The 15,377-nt window shown below is 56.5% G+C and carries 12 protein-coding genes, 4 tRNA genes and 2 pseudogenes; 2 read left to right on the forward strand and 16 right to left on the reverse strand.

All coding sequences use genetic code 11. The features are described from left to right. Positions 1–57 precede the first annotated feature (57 nt). From nusG to ACWPWO_RS00145, 12 genes and pseudogenes are all read right to left on the reverse strand, one after another. Positions 58–590, reverse strand: a pseudogene (nusG, locus tag ACWPWO_RS00090) (transcription termination/antitermination protein NusG). Positions 591–599: 9 nt separating this feature from the next. Continuing rightward, entirely contained in the window at positions 600–980 is a 381-nt protein-coding gene (gene secE, locus ACWPWO_RS00095; RefSeq protein WP_454003418.1) for a preprotein translocase subunit SecE, read from the reverse strand. A 46-nt stretch (positions 981–1,026) separates the two neighbouring features. Continuing rightward, a tRNA-Trp gene (locus tag ACWPWO_RS00100) sits at positions 1,027–1,102 on the reverse strand. A gap of 95 nt (positions 1,103–1,197) precedes the next feature. After that, the gene (gene tuf / locus ACWPWO_RS00105) at positions 1,198–2,388 is read right to left on the reverse strand and encodes an elongation factor Tu (RefSeq protein WP_394062902.1); all 1,191 of its coding nucleotides are present in this window, start codon (positions 2,386–2,388) and stop codon (positions 1,198–1,200) included. Between the two features lie 44 nt (positions 2,389–2,432). After that, positions 2,433–2,507: transfer RNA gene (locus ACWPWO_RS00110), tRNA-Thr, on the reverse strand. Positions 2,508–2,546: 39 nt separating this feature from the next. Continuing rightward, positions 2,547–2,620, reverse strand: a tRNA-Gly gene (locus ACWPWO_RS00115). A gap of 59 nt (positions 2,621–2,679) precedes the next feature. Then, positions 2,680–2,766, reverse strand: a tRNA-Tyr gene (locus ACWPWO_RS00120). A gap of 189 nt (positions 2,767–2,955) precedes the next feature. Further along, positions 2,956–3,894: a ParB/RepB/Spo0J family partition protein gene (locus tag ACWPWO_RS00125; protein ID WP_454003439.1), complete on the reverse strand. Its 939-nt coding sequence runs from the start codon at positions 3,892–3,894 to the stop codon at positions 2,956–2,958. A gap of 29 nt (positions 3,895–3,923) precedes the next feature. Then, positions 3,924–4,738: pseudogene (locus tag ACWPWO_RS00130) on the reverse strand (ParA family protein). A 2-nt stretch (positions 4,739–4,740) separates the two neighbouring features. Then, positions 4,741–5,409: a 16S rRNA (guanine(527)-N(7))-methyltransferase RsmG gene (gene rsmG, locus ACWPWO_RS00135; protein WP_454003441.1), complete on the reverse strand. Its 669-nt coding sequence runs from the start codon at positions 5,407–5,409 to the stop codon at positions 4,741–4,743. After that, entirely contained in the window at positions 5,406–7,322 is a 1,917-nt protein-coding gene (gene mnmG, locus ACWPWO_RS00140; protein ID WP_454003443.1) for a tRNA uridine-5-carboxymethylaminomethyl(34) synthesis enzyme MnmG, read from the reverse strand. The genes rsmG and mnmG overlap by 4 nt, the downstream gene beginning before the upstream one ends. Positions 7,323–8,114: 792 nt before the next feature. Further along, entirely contained in the window at positions 8,115–8,321 is a 207-nt protein-coding gene (locus tag ACWPWO_RS00145) for a cold-shock protein (RefSeq protein WP_394062939.1), read from the reverse strand. A gap of 32 nt (positions 8,322–8,353) precedes the next feature. On the opposite strand from ACWPWO_RS00145, the gene ACWPWO_RS00150 reads away from it, so the two are divergent. Then, positions 8,354–8,701, forward strand: a complete 348-nt coding sequence (locus tag ACWPWO_RS00150) for a hypothetical protein (protein ID WP_454003445.1) — start codon at positions 8,354–8,356, stop codon at positions 8,699–8,701. 38 nt (positions 8,702–8,739) lie between these two features. Beyond that, positions 8,740–9,909, forward strand: coding sequence for a methionine aminotransferase (locus ACWPWO_RS00155; RefSeq protein ID WP_454003447.1), 1,170 nt, complete (start codon positions 8,740–8,742; stop codon positions 9,907–9,909). Positions 9,910–11,255: 1,346 nt separating this feature from the next. On the opposite strand, the gene ACWPWO_RS00160 is transcribed toward ACWPWO_RS00155, so the two are convergent. From ACWPWO_RS00160 to ACWPWO_RS00175, 4 genes are all read right to left on the reverse strand, one after another. Further along, entirely contained in the window at positions 11,256–11,882 is a 627-nt protein-coding gene (locus ACWPWO_RS00160) for a metallophosphoesterase (RefSeq protein WP_454003449.1), read from the reverse strand. A gap of 41 nt (positions 11,883–11,923) precedes the next feature. Beyond that, a complete protein-coding gene (locus ACWPWO_RS00165; protein WP_454003451.1) occupies positions 11,924–12,313 on the reverse strand; it encodes a metallophosphoesterase in 390 nt (129 codons plus the stop codon). A 958-nt stretch (positions 12,314–13,271) separates the two neighbouring features. After that, positions 13,272–13,712 carry a nucleoside deaminase gene (locus ACWPWO_RS00170; RefSeq protein ID WP_454003453.1) on the reverse strand — a complete coding sequence of 147 codons (441 nt, stop codon included), beginning with the start codon at positions 13,710–13,712 and terminating at the stop codon, positions 13,272–13,274. 126 nt (positions 13,713–13,838) lie between these two features. Beyond that, the gene (locus ACWPWO_RS00175) at positions 13,839–15,329 is read right to left on the reverse strand and encodes an NCS1 family nucleobase:cation symporter-1 (RefSeq protein WP_454003455.1); all 1,491 of its coding nucleotides are present in this window, start codon (positions 15,327–15,329) and stop codon (positions 13,839–13,841) included. Between the last annotated feature and the right edge of the window lie 48 nt (positions 15,330–15,377).

A 15,377-nucleotide genomic window follows, 5' to 3' on the forward strand; every position in this document is an offset into this window, starting at 1 on the left:
CTTACGGGTGATAACGCCTGGCGCAGGCTGCGACAGGCTTCCCGGGGGTTGAAATTATCAAGTCTTTTCGACTTGATCGAAATCGAGTTCGACGGGGGTGGCGCGACCGAAAATGGTGACGGTGACGCGAACCTTGCTTTTCTCGTAGTTGACTTCTTCGACGTTGCCGTTGAAGTCCGCGAATGGGCCGTCCTTGACGCGTACCAGCTCGCCCACTTCGAACAGAACCTTGGGACGCGGCTTCTCGACGCCCTCTTCCATTTGCGACAGGATTTTTCCACTTCGCGTTCGGAGATGGGAGCGGGACGGTTGCCGGAACCGCCCAGAAAGCCGGTGACCCGCGGCGTACTTTTCACCAGGTGCCAGGTTTCGTCCGTGAGGGCCATTTCGACCAGAACGTAACCGGGATAGATACGCCGTTCAGTAATTGTCTTCTTGCCGTTCTTGACTTCAACGACTTCTTCTGATGGAACCAGAATGCGACCAAACGCTTCCTGGAGTTCGGCGCGCTCGATGCGCTCCACCAGAGCCTTGTGCACGCTTTTTTCCATGCCGGAATAAACGTGAACCACATACCAGCGTTTGCTCATGTGCGCCCTTTATTTCCAGCCCAGCAACAGGCCATAGATGATCCAGCCCAGCCCTTTGTCGATCAGCCACAGCAGGATGGCCATAACAGCAACGAACGCAAAGACAATGCCTGTCATTTGGGTTGCTTCTTTACGGGATGGCCAGTGGACGCGACGCACTTCCGTATAGGAATCACGCGCAAAGGCGACCAGACGGCGGCCGGTGTCGCTGAACCAGACGATCAGCGCGGCCACGACGAGGCTGGCGACGAATACACCGGCGCGCGCCAGAACGGGTTGACCTTCCAGCACGGAATAGCCAACGATACCGGCGACGACGACTAACACCGCAAGGCCCAGCTTGATGCGTTCGGAGCCTCGGTTGACGGTTTCTACGTTGGTATTCGACATATTCCGGCGAGTGACGCCACGCGAGGTGGTGGCGAGTGACTGTGTGTGGCAGGGGCAGAAGGAATCGAACCCTCAACCTTCGGTTTTGGAGACCGACGCTCTGCCAATTGAGCTATACCCCTATACCGTGACAACCATAGCCTTTGCTAGCTTGCTATGTTTGGCTTCAGGCAAAAAAGGATATTAACCTTTTTTGCCTGAAAATACTACAACTTTTTTACTTGATGATCTTGGCAACCACGCCGGCGCCCACGGTACGGCCGCCTTCGCGGATGGCGAAGCGCAGACCTTCTTCCATGGCGATCGGAGCGATCAGCGAAACCTTCATCGAGATGTTGTCACCGGGCAGAACCATTTCCTTGTCGGCGGGCAGCTCGATCGTGCCGGTCACGTCCGTCGTACGGAAGTAGAACTGGGGACGGTAGCCCTTGAAGAACGGGGTGTGGCGACCGCCTTCTTCCTTGGACAGGATGTACACCTCGGCGTCAAAGTCGGTGTGAGGCTTGATCGAACCGGGCTTGGCCAGAACCTGACCGCGCTCGACGTCTTCGCGCTTGGTGCCGCGCAGCAGCAGACCGACGTTGTCGCCAGCCTCGCCCTGGTCCAGCAGCTTGCGGAACATTTCAACGCCCGTGCAAGTGGTCTTGACCGTGTCCTTGATGCCCACGATTTCGATTTCTTCGCCGACCTTGATGATGCCGCGCTCGATACGACCGGTCACCACGGTGCCGCGGCCCGAGATCGAGAACACGTCTTCAACAGGCATCAGGAACGTGCCGTCAACAGCGCGCTCTGGCGTAGGAATGTAGGTGTCCAGCGCTTCGGCCAGCTTGAGCACGGCTTCGCGGCCCAGAGGACCTTGGTCGCCTTCCAGAGCCAGCTTGGCCGAACCGCGGATGATCGGGGTGTCGTCGCCGGGGAAGTCGTACTTGGACAGCAGCTCGCGCACTTCCATTTCCACCAGTTCGATCAGCTCTTCGTCATCGACCATGTCGGCCTTGTTCAGGAACACGATGATGTAAGGAACGCCAACCTGACGGCTCAGCAGGATGTGCTCGCGCGTCTGGGGCATTGGGCCGTCAGCGGCCGAGCACACCAGGATCGCGCCGTCCATCTGGGCCGCGCCGGTGATCATGTTCTTGACGTAGTCGGCGTGGCCGGGGCAGTCAACGTGAGCGTAGTGGCGGTTGGGCGTCTCGTACTCGACGTGCGAGGTGCTGATGGTGATGCCGCGTGCTTTTTCTTCAGGAGCGTTGTCGATCTGCGAGTAGTCGCGAGCTTCGCCGCCGAATTCCTTGGCCAGAACCGTGCAGATTGCAGCGGTCAGCGTGGTTTTACCGTGGTCAACGTGACCGATGGTACCGACGTTGACGTGCGGTTTAGTCCGTTCAAACTTGCCTTTAGCCATGGCAGACTCCTGAAGGGATAAAGCGATATGAGATAAAAGAGATGTGGTGCCCATGACGCGGATCGAACGCGTGACCTCTCCCTTACCAAGGGAGTGCTCTACCACTGAGCCACATGGGCATTTGCATTTAGCTGAGAACTGCTAAAGGCATAAAAACCTGGAGCGGGTGAAGGGGATCGAACCCTCGTCTTAAGCTTGGAAGGCTTCTGCTCTACCATTGAGCTACACCCGCAGCATTACTTTCTTCACCCTGTCCTAAAGCCGCTGTGCTTGCTGGCCTTAGAATAGTGCTGGTGGTGGGAGCTGGATTCGAACCAGCGTAGGCGCAGGGCCAACAGATTTACAGTCTGCCTCCTTTAACCACTCGGACATCCCACCCGAAGCGAAAATCGAATTATGAAGATGTTTTAGGACTTCGTCAAGCCTTTTACGGAAAATAGTGAATAATTCTTCGTTTTCCGGAAAAAAAGCCGGCCTGACAGGCCGGCTGGATGCTGCAAAACATGTCCAAGTGACGAGCCCCAGCGCTTGGACGCGCGGGCCTGCGCCCGGCGCGAAGCCGGGCGCTCAGTCTTCCTGCTGTTGCAGCAAGGCCGACAAGCCCTGCTTTTCCAGCAAGGCGTTCAGATGCTCCCATCCATGGAACGCAATCTGCAGCTGTCCCTTGTCCTTGGCGCCGACCTTGAGCGTGACCTTGGTTCCCAGGTGATCCGACAGGATCTTCTCGAAACGTTGCACATCGCCATTGGCGCCGGCCTTGCGGGCGGCCTGCTTACCGGCGGGCGCGTCGTCTTCGTGCAGGGCCTTGGCAACCAGTTTCTCGGTTTCGCGCACGGACAGGCGGCGCGCGATGACTTCGTTGGCCAGCATGATCTGGCGGGCCGCGTCCACGGCCAGCAGTGCACGCGCATGGCCCATGTCTATATCACCGGCCAGCAGCATGATCTGCACGGGCTCGGCCAGGTTGATCAGGCGCAGCAGGTTGCTGGTTGCCGAGCGTGAACGGCCGATGGCCTGGGCGGCCTGCTCGTGAGTCAGGCCGAACTCATCCAGCAGGCGCTTGACGCCCTGCGCTTCTTCGAGCGGATTGAGATCTTCGCGCTGGATGTTCTCGATCAGCGCCATGATGGCCGCGTTCTCGTCGCCCACTTCGCGCACCAGGACCGGCACCTCGGTCAGACCGGCGATCTGGGAAGCACGGAAACGCCGTTCACCGGCAATGATTTCGTACTTGCCTTTCTCCTTGCCGCTCAGGGGCCGCACCAGTATGGGCTGCATCACGCCCTGGGCGCGGATGGACTCGGCCAGTTCGTTCAAGGCGCCCTCGTCCATGCGCGTGCGCGGCTGGTAGACGCCGGCCTTGAGCAGTTTGACCGGCAAGGTCGAGGGCAGGCCGTCTTTCTCCGGGGCAGCCGCCGTCTTCCCAATCGTTGCGATCGCTCCGGCATCCGCGCCAAGCAGCGCATCCAGTCCGCGACCTAGACCTTTGGGTTTTCGAGTAGCCATGCTTACGTTCCTATTGATTCTTGTGTGCGTTATGCCTTATCGGTGCGGGATTCTTTCTTGAGCCGCTTGACCAGCTCCTTGCCGAAGTCCAGGTATGCCTTGGCGCCGCGGGAATTCTTGTCATAGACGATGCCGGGCATGCCGTGGCTGGGAGCTTCGGCCAGGCGCACATTGCGCGGGATGACCGTCTTGAACACCTTGTCGCCGAAATGCGTCTCGATCTGGCCGGACACCTGCTGCTGCAAGGTTACACGACTATCGAACATGACGCGCAGCAGCCCGATGAGCTGCAGGTCCGAATTGATGTTGCGATAGACGCGCTTGACGGTGTTGACGAGGTCGAGAGCCCTTCCAGGGCGAAGTACTCGCACTGCATGGGAATGACGACCCCGTGCGCGCTGGCCAGGCCGTTGAGCGTCAGCAAGGACAAGGTAGGCGGGCAATCGATCAGCACGAAGTCGTAGTCGCCCGCGACCTGCGCCAAAGCCTGCTTGAGCTGCTGCTCGCGCTCCTCCATCTGGATCAGATCGATCTCGGCGCCAGACAGCTCCCGATTTGAAGGTAACACATCGTAACCGCCGGTTTCAGAACGTACCTTCACATTCGAAATAGTCTCCTGGCCTATCAGTACCTGATACAGGTTGCCATTCAGCGCATTCTTATCGATACCGCTGCCCATGGTGGCGTTGCCCTGAGGGTCCAGGTCGATCAGCAAGACCTTTTTCTTCAACAAGGCCAGGGCCGCCGCCAGATTGATGGCCGTGGTCGTCTTGCCCACCCCGCCCTTCTGGTTGGCGATACAAAAAATGTAGGCGCCCGAAGATTTATCGTCATTCTTACTCATGATTATCCTTGCTGCACCAACCACACTAGGCAGCGCTGGGCTTCTAGCTCCGGTACGGTTAATGGTTCAATTCGCTCGACCTTCCAGGCGCTCTGGTCCTGCAGCGCCGCTATTTCCTCTTCGGGCACCCTGCCCTTCATGGCCGCGATGCGGCCGCCCTCCCGGACGTGCCTGCCCGCCAAATTAACAAAATCGAGCAGGGAAGAAAAGGCTCGGGAAACCACAATGTCCGCCTCCAGGGGAGGCTGCTGCTCGACGCGAACATGCAGGGCGCGCAAATTGGGCAAGCCCAACGTACCCACCATCTGGCGCACGAAGGCCATCTTTTTTTCAACAGCGTCGATACAGGTAATGTTCCACGTGGAACATGATGCGGCCAGCACTACCCCTGGAAGGCCGGCTCCAGATCCTACGTCGACGATACGCACGGACTTGTCGACCGCAACGTCATTGGCAAGATGTTCCTGGAAAGGACGCACCACGGACAGGCTATCAAAGATATGCTGCACCAGCATTTGATCCGGATCACGCAATGCGGTCAGGTTGTAGGTTCTATTCCAACGTTGCAGTTGCTGTATGTATGCCAGCAATTGGCGAACCGTCTCCGGATCGGCCTCCAGGCCCAGGTCCTTCATGGCCTGAATCAAACGGGGGTTGAAGTCTGCACTCATGCCGCGTTTCGGTTCTTCTGCTTGCGTTTCAAGTAAACCAGCAACAGGGACACGGCTGCCGGAGTCACGCCCTGCACCCGGCCCGCCTGCCCGATGGTGGCGGGACGGGACGCCTTCAAGCGCTGGCGCACTTCAATGGAAAGACCCCTGATATCGCCATAGTCCAGGTCCTCGGGAATGCGTTGCTCTTCCAGGGCGGCTTGCCGCTCTACTTCGTCCTGCTGGCGAGCCACGTAGCCGGCATACTTCACCTGGATCTCCACCTGCTCCACATGGACGGGGTCTTGCAGTCCCGGTCCGGCTATCATCTGGCCCTGCTCGTTCTGGACAGCCATCAGATTTCCATAATGGACTTCAGGTCGCTTGAGCAAGTCATAAAAGGAATACTCTCGTTCGATGGCCTTGCCCAGCAAGGCCTGAGCCTGCTCGGCCGGCAGGATGCGGGGATTGACCCAGGTCGTCTTCAGACGCTCGATTTCACGTGCAACAGCATCCCGTTTGCGGTTGAAATGATCCCAGCGGGCATCATCCACCAGGCCCAGCCCCCGGCCGATTTCCGTCAGACGCTGGTCGGCATTGTCTTCGCGCAGGCTCAGACGATATTCCGCCCTGGAAGTGAACATGCGATAGGGCTCGGTCACCCCGCGCGTGATCAGGTCATCCACCAGCACGCCCAGATAAGCCTCGTTGCGGCGCGGATACCACTGCTCCTTGCCTTGCGCCAGCAAAGCCGCATTGGCGCCGGCCAACAGCCCTTGGGCGGCAGCCTCCTCGTAGCCAGTCGTACCGTTGATCTGCCCGGCAAAGAACAGCCCGCGGATCTGCTTGGTCTCCAATGTCGGATGCAGGGCGCGCGGGTCGAAATAGTCATATTCGATGGCATAGCCCGGGCGCATGATGCGTGCGTTCTCCAGACCGGGCAGGCTGCGGACCATGGCCAACTGTATATCGAACGGCAGGCTTGTAGAAACGCCGTTGGGATAGATTTCCGTGGTGCTCAAGCCTTCAGGCTCAAGAAAAACCTGGTGACTGGCCTTGTCCGCAAAACGATGGATCTTGTCTTCGATGGACGGGCAATAACGCGGCCCTATGCCTTCGATAGTGCCTTGCTCGCTGTACATGGGCGAGCGGTCCAGACCGGAGCGAATGATTTCGTGAGTGCGTTCGTTGGTATGAGTGATCCAGCAAGGCATCTGCCTAGGGTGCATGGAGGCATTGCCCATATACGAGAATACGGGCACCGGATCCGTATCGCCCGGCTGGACTTCCAGGCGAGAGAAATCGATCGTATTGGCGTCGATCCGCGGAGGCGTGCCTGTCTTCAGGCGGCCTTGCGGCAGCTTCAATTCTCGCAAGCGGTGCGCCAGACTGATGGAAGGCGGATCCCCTGCACGGCCAGCAGAATAGTTATTCAAACCCACATGGACCAAGCCATTCAGAAAGGTCCCCGCCGTCAGCACCACGGACTTGGCGCGGAACTCCAGCCCTATCTTGGTGACGGCGCCAACGACCTTCTCCCCTTCCAGAATCAGATCTTCCACCGACTGCTGGAATACCATCAGATTGGCTTGATTCTGCAGGCGCTGTCGTATGGCCTTGCGATACAAGGAACGGTCGGCCTGGGCCCGGGTGGCGCGCACCGCAGGCCCTTTTGAACTATTCAGGGTGCGAAACTGGATGCCCGCCTCGTCAGTAGCCAGGGCCATGGCCCCGCCCAGCGCATCCACTTCCTTGACCAGATGTCCTTTGCCAATACCGCCAATCGACGGGTTGCAGGACATCTGCCCAAGGGTGTCCATATGATGGGTAAGCAGCAAGGTTGACACCCCGGTTCGAGCAGCCGCTAACGCTGCTTCGGTACCAGCATGTCCGCCGCCGATGACGATAACGTCAAACTCTTCGGGATAAATCATGTCTAACCAGCAATAAAGTAAAAATGAAGGCCGCCAGTTCTGGAGCTGGAACAGCTTTGCTGCAAGGCAGGGGCGCTTTCAGGGCCACGTCAGTCCGGCCCCGCCCGGAACTACCAGTAACTACAAGCACAGGCAAAGACGCGCGATAAAGAGTCCCGACATTCCAGCCGGCGCTTTCCACCACAATATGGCGGCGTCCCCACTGCTGAATCCATATAGCCTTGCTTGGCCGCACCGTCTACGGCAGGGTTTGCGCAGCAGTACGGTCTCAATTATACGACCACCAAACTCTTCTGTTCCACGTGAAACAGTCTCTGCTCACAATTTGTTCCACGTGGAACAAAACATCCAGTCCGCAACGCGGTCTGTGGATAACTTTGTGGAGAATGAGAGTGTTCAGACAGGCGCCGACACAGTATGTTCCCGAGCTCTTAAAAGACACATCGGCCTGGGTCCTGGAGCGCTCCTAGAGCCCAATCCCATAAAAATAGCGGGCGCGCCGACAAAATACGGGTACAGCGTCGTTCCTCACCTCAATGGAAGACAACTTCCCGGCAAGGCGCTCTGCCAGGAGGCAAAATTGTGGATAACAGGCAGCTGGAGCACCCTTCGAGTTACCGGCCCCGCCTGCTGGGCACCAACATCCGCCGCATGGGCAGACCAAAACAATACGGTGGAAAAGCCTATGCCCATACAAGGCATGACGTATAAGAAGCAAAATACGTAGGCATGAAAAAAGCCGGCTTAGCCGGCTTTTCGCAAAGTGGGTTCGCGCTGGCGAACCCGCCTAACTTACAGAGGGCGGATACCCGCTGCCTGCAGGCCCTTTGGGCCTTCCTTGACTTCGAACTCGACGGCCTGCCCTTCGTTCAGGGAACGGAAACCGCGACCTTCGATAGCGGAGAAGTGGGCGAACACATCAGCGGAGCCGGAGTCAGGCGTAATGAAGCCAAATCCCTTTTCAGCGTTGAACCATTTGACTTTGCCAGTTTGAACCATGATCTGACTGAATCCTGAGAAAACTAAAAAAATTGACTACGCGCCTTCGCGCAAACTTCGCCGTTGGCGGCAAGGTCAGGCAAGGCAAGATCGATGCAGCGCCGAAGGCGACTTTACATCACGGTGATGAAAGCCAGGCCGACAAGGCCGAATTTCTTCACCCAAGGAAACCGTGCCGTGTTGACTCAGAATATACAGAACAGCAAGTGAACTTACCGAAAAAGTACCAAGCACTGAGCTTACAGGTCATGCCTCTTGATCTCAGAAAGCATACTCAGTGCTTATTCCACAATCAATTGAAAATTCAGCATAGTGTGGTATTTTTTCGTCAGGAAAAACACTTAGAAAACCGCCGTCCCGTATTCCACCTGTTTGGGTAAAAACAGGCCTTATCCCTTTTTTCGGGCTACACGTATTCATGCAGATCCACTCCAAACTGCCCTCGGTGGGCACCACTATTTTCACGGTGATGAGCCAGCTGGCCGTGGAACATCAAGCCATCAACCTCGGCCAGGGTTTCCCGGACTTCAACCCGGATCCGGCACTGATCAATGCCGTGCATCAAGCCATGCTGCAGGGCTTGAACCAGTATCCCGCCATGGCAGGCTACGCGCCGTTACGGGCGCGCATTGCAGACAAGACGGCAGCCCGCTACGGCCATCGGTATGACAGCGATATGGAAATCACGGTCACCAGCGGAGCCAGCGAAGCCTTGATGGCCAGCTTCCTGGCCTTTGTGCATGCTGGTGATGAGGTCGTGCTGATCGAGCCGTTCTATGACCTCTATATTCCCGCCATAGAACTGGCGGGCGGCAAGCCTGTGCCTGTACCCATGACGGCCCCTACGCCTGACAATCCCTACTATCGCGTCGACTGGGAGCGCGTGGAAAAAGCCATCACCAGCAAGACGCGGATGCTGGTGGTCAACTTCCCGCACAACCCCACCTGCACCAATCTGCGTCCTCAGGATCTGGATGCATTGGAACGGATCGTAGCCAGACATCCTCTGCTGATCCTGTCCGACGAAGTCTACGAACACCTGACGTTCGATCAACAACAGCACCTGAGCCTGGCCACTAGACCAGCCCTTGCCGAACGCGCCATCATCGTATCTTCGTTCGGCAAGACCTTTCACGCCACGGGCTGGAAAGTCGGGTATTGCTGCGCTCCAGCCGCACTGACGACCGAAATCCGCAAGGTTCACCAATACATGGTGTTTACGGTGCCGACCCCCTTGCAGGCAGGCCTGGCCACTTACATGCAGGATCCCTCCACCTGGGAGTCCCTGCCCGCTTTCTATCAGGCCAAGCGTGATCAGCTTTATCAGGGTTTGCAACAGACCCGCTTCACCCCTCTGCACAGCGAAGGCACTTTCTTTCTGTTGGCAAGCTATGACGGCATCTCGGATCAATCGGAACTGGAATTCTCCAAATGGCTGACACGAAACCATGGCGTCGGCGTCATCCCGGTCTCTGCGTTCTATCAGAATCCTGACGCCGCTCAAGCCAACCACCGCCTGGTTCGCTTCTGCTTCGCCAAACAAGCCGCAACCCTGGAGGAAGCCATTCGGCGCCTGCAACAAGTCTGAGGATGCCCTGCGCAGCGGCCTGGCCGTCGACGGCGAGGTTCAAGCAAGACTGAAAGAATGTCACGGAATATTCTTGCATCGGCTTCAAAAGGTTCCAATTGCCAAGCCGGGGAATTTCACCTTGAAAACTCAGCCAACCGCCGCAAGGCGGTTTTTTTTGGCTTGTCTTCCTCTCGACATAGGAAAGCCGGCCATCCCTAAATTGTGGACAAGCCCGATCCTGCCCTAACCGCTTCTTGGGCTTGCCATGCGGTTCAATGAGCCTGCGCATGACACAGGCACTGATCCGCCAAACAAACCATCGACCTTGCTCAACAAACTCCTTGTCTTGCAGCACGAGCAGCCGGATTCATCAAACACGACACATGGCCTTCTATTGGCCAGCCTGTTGATAACTTTGGGGGCAACCCTGATTTTTTGCCCAGTGAATGCCCGTTTTTGCATGAAAGAGCAATTTTCAGACCTTGCATTCCGAATCGCCACCTAAAGTCGGAGCAAAAGCCGTCGACAAAGGCAGAAATCTAAAGAACAAAAAATAATTCCAAGAAAACAACTACTTATATGCAAAAGACGGGTTTATGCCCCAGCATGGAACTGTGTAAAAAAACAGCCTCCCTGACAAACTCCTTGAACGAAAAACTGTTGCCGGGTTCATGTCGCCATCTGCCCCTTTTTTGTGGACAAGTTGACTATACGGATTCGGGTCAGCCTTGCCGCTGCCGGTGAAATCAAGCAAGGTTGGTCAGGAGCAAGGTCAAGCGCTTCCCTGCGCCCGCAACCCCGAACCGGCTTTATTGGAGCAAAGCCCAGTTTGAGTTTTTTTCATGTAATACCTTTGCCAGCATTGAGAGTCGACAAGACAGTCCGTCCCTTCCACTCAGCAGTGATAGTGTGGCAAACGACGTTGAAAAAGTATTTTCATCGTCTGCCGGCGTTCAATTCGCTGTATGCAAAAACCGCATGGCTGTCGGTGGCGGGACAATCTTGCGCTCTTGCGATGCTGTGCATCTTAGTCCAGAAAATTCGGCATGCAAAGAGCGCAGCGAATCAGGCCGGAAGAGCAAACTTCTCTTCTATAACAAGCACTTAAATTTTTTATTTAGATTATTGAATGAGAGCCTGTTGATAAGTCGAACAAGCAGTATTTCATCAATGAAAACAAACTCTTGGGAGCCTGTCTTGAAGGGGATAGCTCCGAGGATTGCTGGTGGACTGAATAGGCACAACTTTTTGTCGTCCAGAAGAAAAAGCTACTTGTGCCAAGTCAATCCACATACTGTTCACATCGGGCTCTCTAGAGCTTATCCACAGAAAAGAAAATGTAACAGCCGAGCACAGGATCGAAATCAGCTGATTTTCTGCTGAAATCCGGTGTCGGTGACCAGGATCTGCTCTGGCCAACGCAAGGCGGCCAAGTGAAAACGTGTCGCCTCAGGGTTCTGGTCCTGCCGGCGTTCACGCCAACGCGCGCCTACTGAAAAGTCGATGCAGAATGCGTTGTGACATTTACCGTGCCAGTGGAATGGATCTATCCCATTGAATAATAAGGAATATCTTGAAAGCTTACGGGTCTGGGACGGATCCAGCTGGCGCCAGTAATGGCCGAAAATCACCGGAACCGGCTCGTCATAGTGATCCCACCAGGGGGTGCGGTCGGAAAATCGCCAGCGGTTTCCCGCAAAAAACGGTGTTTCAGCAGCCGCTTCCGTTCCAGAAGTCAGCAATCGAATGGGATTGAAACGGTTCTGAACCAGGTCAAAATCTGCATATTCCTGAAGCATGGGAATGATCGCAGCAGGGTCTTCTATTTTTTCTTTCCATTTTTGCTTTGCTTCCAGATATTTTTCTAATATTCCTGATTTTTTGGCAAATTCGTTTGCTTTTTCGTCGCATTCCACGAAAAAATCCAGCATATTTTCTGTTTTTACATCCCGAATCGCGTTAATTGCTTCTTTATTCCACGCTGCATGCACGACTCGCAGGTCTTTTCTTTCCAAAACCAGAGGGAGCGAGGCTAAAAATTGGCGGATATTTTCTTTTTTTCAGGCTGGACCCGTTGAAAAGGCGCGTAGAACGGCAGATCTGATTCGAGTCGGCTGTCAAAAAACCAGCCTGATCCGTCCTTGGCATCGTCGATGAGCAGATTGATCTCGTGATTGCCTAGTATGCCAAATGCTTTTCCTTTATTTATCAATGACTTGACATATTCGATCGTGCCTGGACTATCTGGGCCTCGATCGCAGAAGTCGCCGACGAAGACCAAGGTGCGTTGGTCTGTATGTGTTCCATCTTCTTGATATCCAAGGTTTTTTAGTAAGCGATGCAATGCCTGGAGTTCTCCATGCAAGTCGCCGATGATGTCCAAGGGACCGTCAGGCAAAGCCTGTACAAGAAAGGAGCTCATGGGTGCGTGTTCTTTGCTTAACAATAACTATATATAAAATTGATATTGGATAATGGGTGTCTGTGGATAAGTGGCATATCCCTGATTTCGTCTTTGTTTTCAAACCATTGCCTGCGCTGCCGTCATGTGCATCAGCCTGCGGGAGCCAGTGGAAGGAAACTGGACAAAATCCTGTCCATGTCAAGATAGCGCACTTATCCCCGTTTCATCCACATTGCGTTCACATGTTGGTCTCCCAGAGCTTATCCACAGCGGCGTTCAGGCCGAAGAGCTGGGCTGTGGCGCCCTTGCTTCGCCCGCCGTTCAAGGCTTGCAGAGGGTGTGATCGATTTTCGGATTGATTTTTACGCGCCGTGGATTCTTTGTTTTGGTCGAGCGCGAGTGCTGTTATACTTTCCACATCTTATCCACTTATTTATCCAATCTGTTTATTCCTCTCTATCAATAATTCCATCCATGGAATAAATGAAGCTGTTAATAAAATTGTGGATTTCCAGCTTATCCTTTCTTGTGGATAAGTTTAATTTCTTTATTTTATTTCGATTGTTATAAAAATATTCGGGCTTCAGCTCAAAATACAAAACTGCCATTTTGTATTGCATAAACCGATTTCTGTTTTTCGTTTTCCGGTTTATGTGAAGCCCGTGGAATACGCCTTGCCTTTTCAAGTTTCGCGTACCTGCAGGGATGATCAGGACAGGCCATGCCTATTCAGGGAAAGGCGGATAAGGATTTGTGCCAGTCAGCCAGCGCGCTGGCGCGGGTGCCTGAAGGTTCCGATCAATGGAGACCGAGAGTCGTTTGAGTCGCCGGCAAGCCAAGGCCGCGCCCGGAAAAATTGGCTGGGCGCGGCCTTCCGGCGGGGGGAGCGGTGCGTAGTACCGGCAGGTGGCTCCCGGAGTTCTTCGAAGAACCAAAAAAAACACCGTCGCACAGGACGGTGGCTGCAGGTTGCGGTTCAACCGGCGCTGAAGGCGTTCCAGCGGTCCGGGTACTGATTGCGGAACTTGCTGACCAGGTCGATGCAGGCCTGGTCGGCAAGGACCTCCACGTGCACGCCTGCCTGGCGCAGCCAGTCCAGGGCGCCCTGGTAGTGATGGGCCTCGCCCACCAGAAGCCGTCGTACGCCGGCGATCTGGGTGGCGCCGGCGCACATGGGGCATGGGGCCTCCGTGGCCACCAGCAACACGTCCTGGTCGGAGCTGAAAGGCTTTTTCAGGTACTGCTGCAGGCAGTTGGTTTCGGCATGGGAAAAATAGTTCTGATCCTGGAGCTGGCGATTATGCGCCTGGGCGACGACTTCGCCGTCGACTACCAGGACGGAGCCGAACGGCATGCCGCCCTGGGCGACGGACAGACGGGCTTGATCCAGGGCCAGTGGCAGGTAGTGATGTTTCATGGCGTTCTCAAGACATGGGACAGCGGGGGTGGTGAAGCGGGCCTGCCTGCGGCAGGTCCTGAAAGCATGGCGGGCGTCCTGCCCCGGCAAAGAGGCAGGATCTGCTCCCGCGCGACTGCAGGGCGGCTAGCTCAGGTTCTGCTGGGCGTTCAGGCCCAGGCGCGGATGACGCGCCAGCATGGGGTAGATGGTAAAGCCTGCCAGCGCGCCCACAAACCAGGAAAACGGCGAGACCAGGGAAAGAGCCGGGACCAGGGCGACGGACAGGGACAGGAGGCCGGCAAGGGCCAGAGTGTAGACGGCGGTCAGGTTGAAGCCCCTGGTGTACCAGTAGGGGCCGTTCGGGTCGCTGGTGTAGAGGGCCTGCACATCGATCTGCTGCAGGCGCACGCGGTAGTAGTCGGCCATCAGGATGCCGAACAAGGGGCCGATCAGCGCCCCCAGCGCGCCCAGGGTGTACTGGATCATCACCGGATTGTTGTACAGGTTCCAGGGCATTACCACGATGGACAGAATGGCGGCGATCACGCCGCCGCGGCGGAAGTTGATCCTGCTGGGGATCATGTTGGCCAGATCGAACGAGGCCGAGATGAAGTTGGCCACGATGTTGGTGGCAACCGTCGAGATGGAGAATGTCAGCACGCCCAGCAAGGCGGCGGTGTGGTTGTCGATGCGCGCCACCAGCTCGACCGGGTCTGTGATCAGTTCGCCGAAGACCTGCAGGCCGCCGGAGGTGGTGATGACGGTGATCAGTGCAAACGTCATCAGGTTGACGGGCAGGCCCAGGAAGTTGCCGCGCTTCATGCTGGCGGGCGATTCGATCAAACGGGCGAAATCGGCGAAGTTCAGGGTGGTGCCCGCAAAGTAGGCCACCACCAGCGCGACGGCGGTGATGAACATGCCCCAGGCGGGCGCGCCCTGCAGTTTGACCGAGCTGAGCGTGAAGCTGATCTCGCTCATGCCGCCGGCCTTGTAAACGATCCATCCGGCCAGCAGGAACATCACCACGTAGACGCCGGGGCCGGCCCAGTCGCAGAACTTGCGCACGGCCTCCAGGCCGCGATAGAACACGATCAGCTGGAACAGCCACAGGATGAGGAAGGCCGCCCAGCCCAGGTAGGACAGCCCCAGGAACGAGACCTGGGTCCAGGGGGTGAGTTCCGGAAAGAAGCGCAAGGCGCTGACCATGATGGCGGTGGAGGCCACCCAGGTCTGGATGCCGTACCAGCAGGTGGCGATGAAGGCCTTGATCAGGCCGGGGATGTTCGCCCCCAGCACGCCGAAGCTGGGGCGGCAGGACACGGCAAAGGGGATGCGGTAGCGCTGCCCCATCTGGCCGACCTTGTTGACGAAGTAGTTGGTCAGCAGAATGCCCAGCAGCAAGGCTGTCAGGACTTGCCACCCGGGTATGCCCAGCGTGAACAGGCTGGCGGCAAAGACGTAGCCCGCGACGCTGTGGACGTTGGACATCCACATGGCGAACAGGTTGTAGGCGGTCCAGCTCTGCTTTTCGACCGGCAGCAGGTCTTCATTGCTGAGCTTGGGGCAGCGTGCGCGGGGCGCTGGCGCGGGGTCGGCACTGGCAAGGGGTATGGTCCCCAGTCGGGCTTCTGTCATGGTCTCCTCCCTTATCGGGTTATGAAATAATTTTTACGAACCAGTCTA

This window comes from Alcaligenes sp. Marseille-Q7550 (genome assembly GCF_965112015.1).

Excerpts from the sequence above, each read along its gene's own strand:
- secE (WP_454003418.1), bottom strand. The coding sequence starts at position 980 with ATGTCGAATACCAACGTAGAAACCGTCAACCGAGGCTCCGAACGCATC.
- tuf (WP_394062902.1), bottom strand. The coding sequence starts at position 2,388 with ATGGCTAAAGGCAAGTTTGAACGGACTAAACCGCACGTCAACGTCGGT.
- ACWPWO_RS00125 (WP_454003439.1), bottom strand. The coding sequence starts at position 3,894 with ATGGCTACTCGAAAACCCAAAGGTCTAGGTCGCGGACTGGATGCGCTG.
- rsmG (WP_454003441.1), bottom strand. The coding sequence starts at position 5,409 with ATGAGTGCAGACTTCAACCCCCGTTTGATTCAGGCCATGAAGGACCTG.
- mnmG (WP_454003443.1), bottom strand. The coding sequence starts at position 7,322 with ATGATTTATCCCGAAGAGTTTGACGTTATCGTCATCGGCGGCGGACAT.
- ACWPWO_RS00145 (WP_394062939.1), bottom strand. The coding sequence starts at position 8,321 with ATGGTTCAAACTGGCAAAGTCAAATGGTTCAACGCTGAAAAGGGATTT.
- ACWPWO_RS00155 (WP_454003447.1), top strand. The coding sequence starts at position 8,740 with ATGCAGATCCACTCCAAACTGCCCTCGGTGGGCACCACTATTTTCACG.
- ACWPWO_RS00165 (WP_454003451.1), bottom strand. The coding sequence starts at position 12,313 with ATGAGCTCCTTTCTTGTACAGGCTTTGCCTGACGGTCCCTTGGACATC.
- ACWPWO_RS00170 (WP_454003453.1), bottom strand. The coding sequence starts at position 13,712 with ATGAAACATCACTACCTGCCACTGGCCCTGGATCAAGCCCGTCTGTCC.
- ACWPWO_RS00175 (WP_454003455.1), bottom strand. The coding sequence starts at position 15,329 with ATGACAGAAGCCCGACTGGGGACCATACCCCTTGCCAGTGCCGACCCC.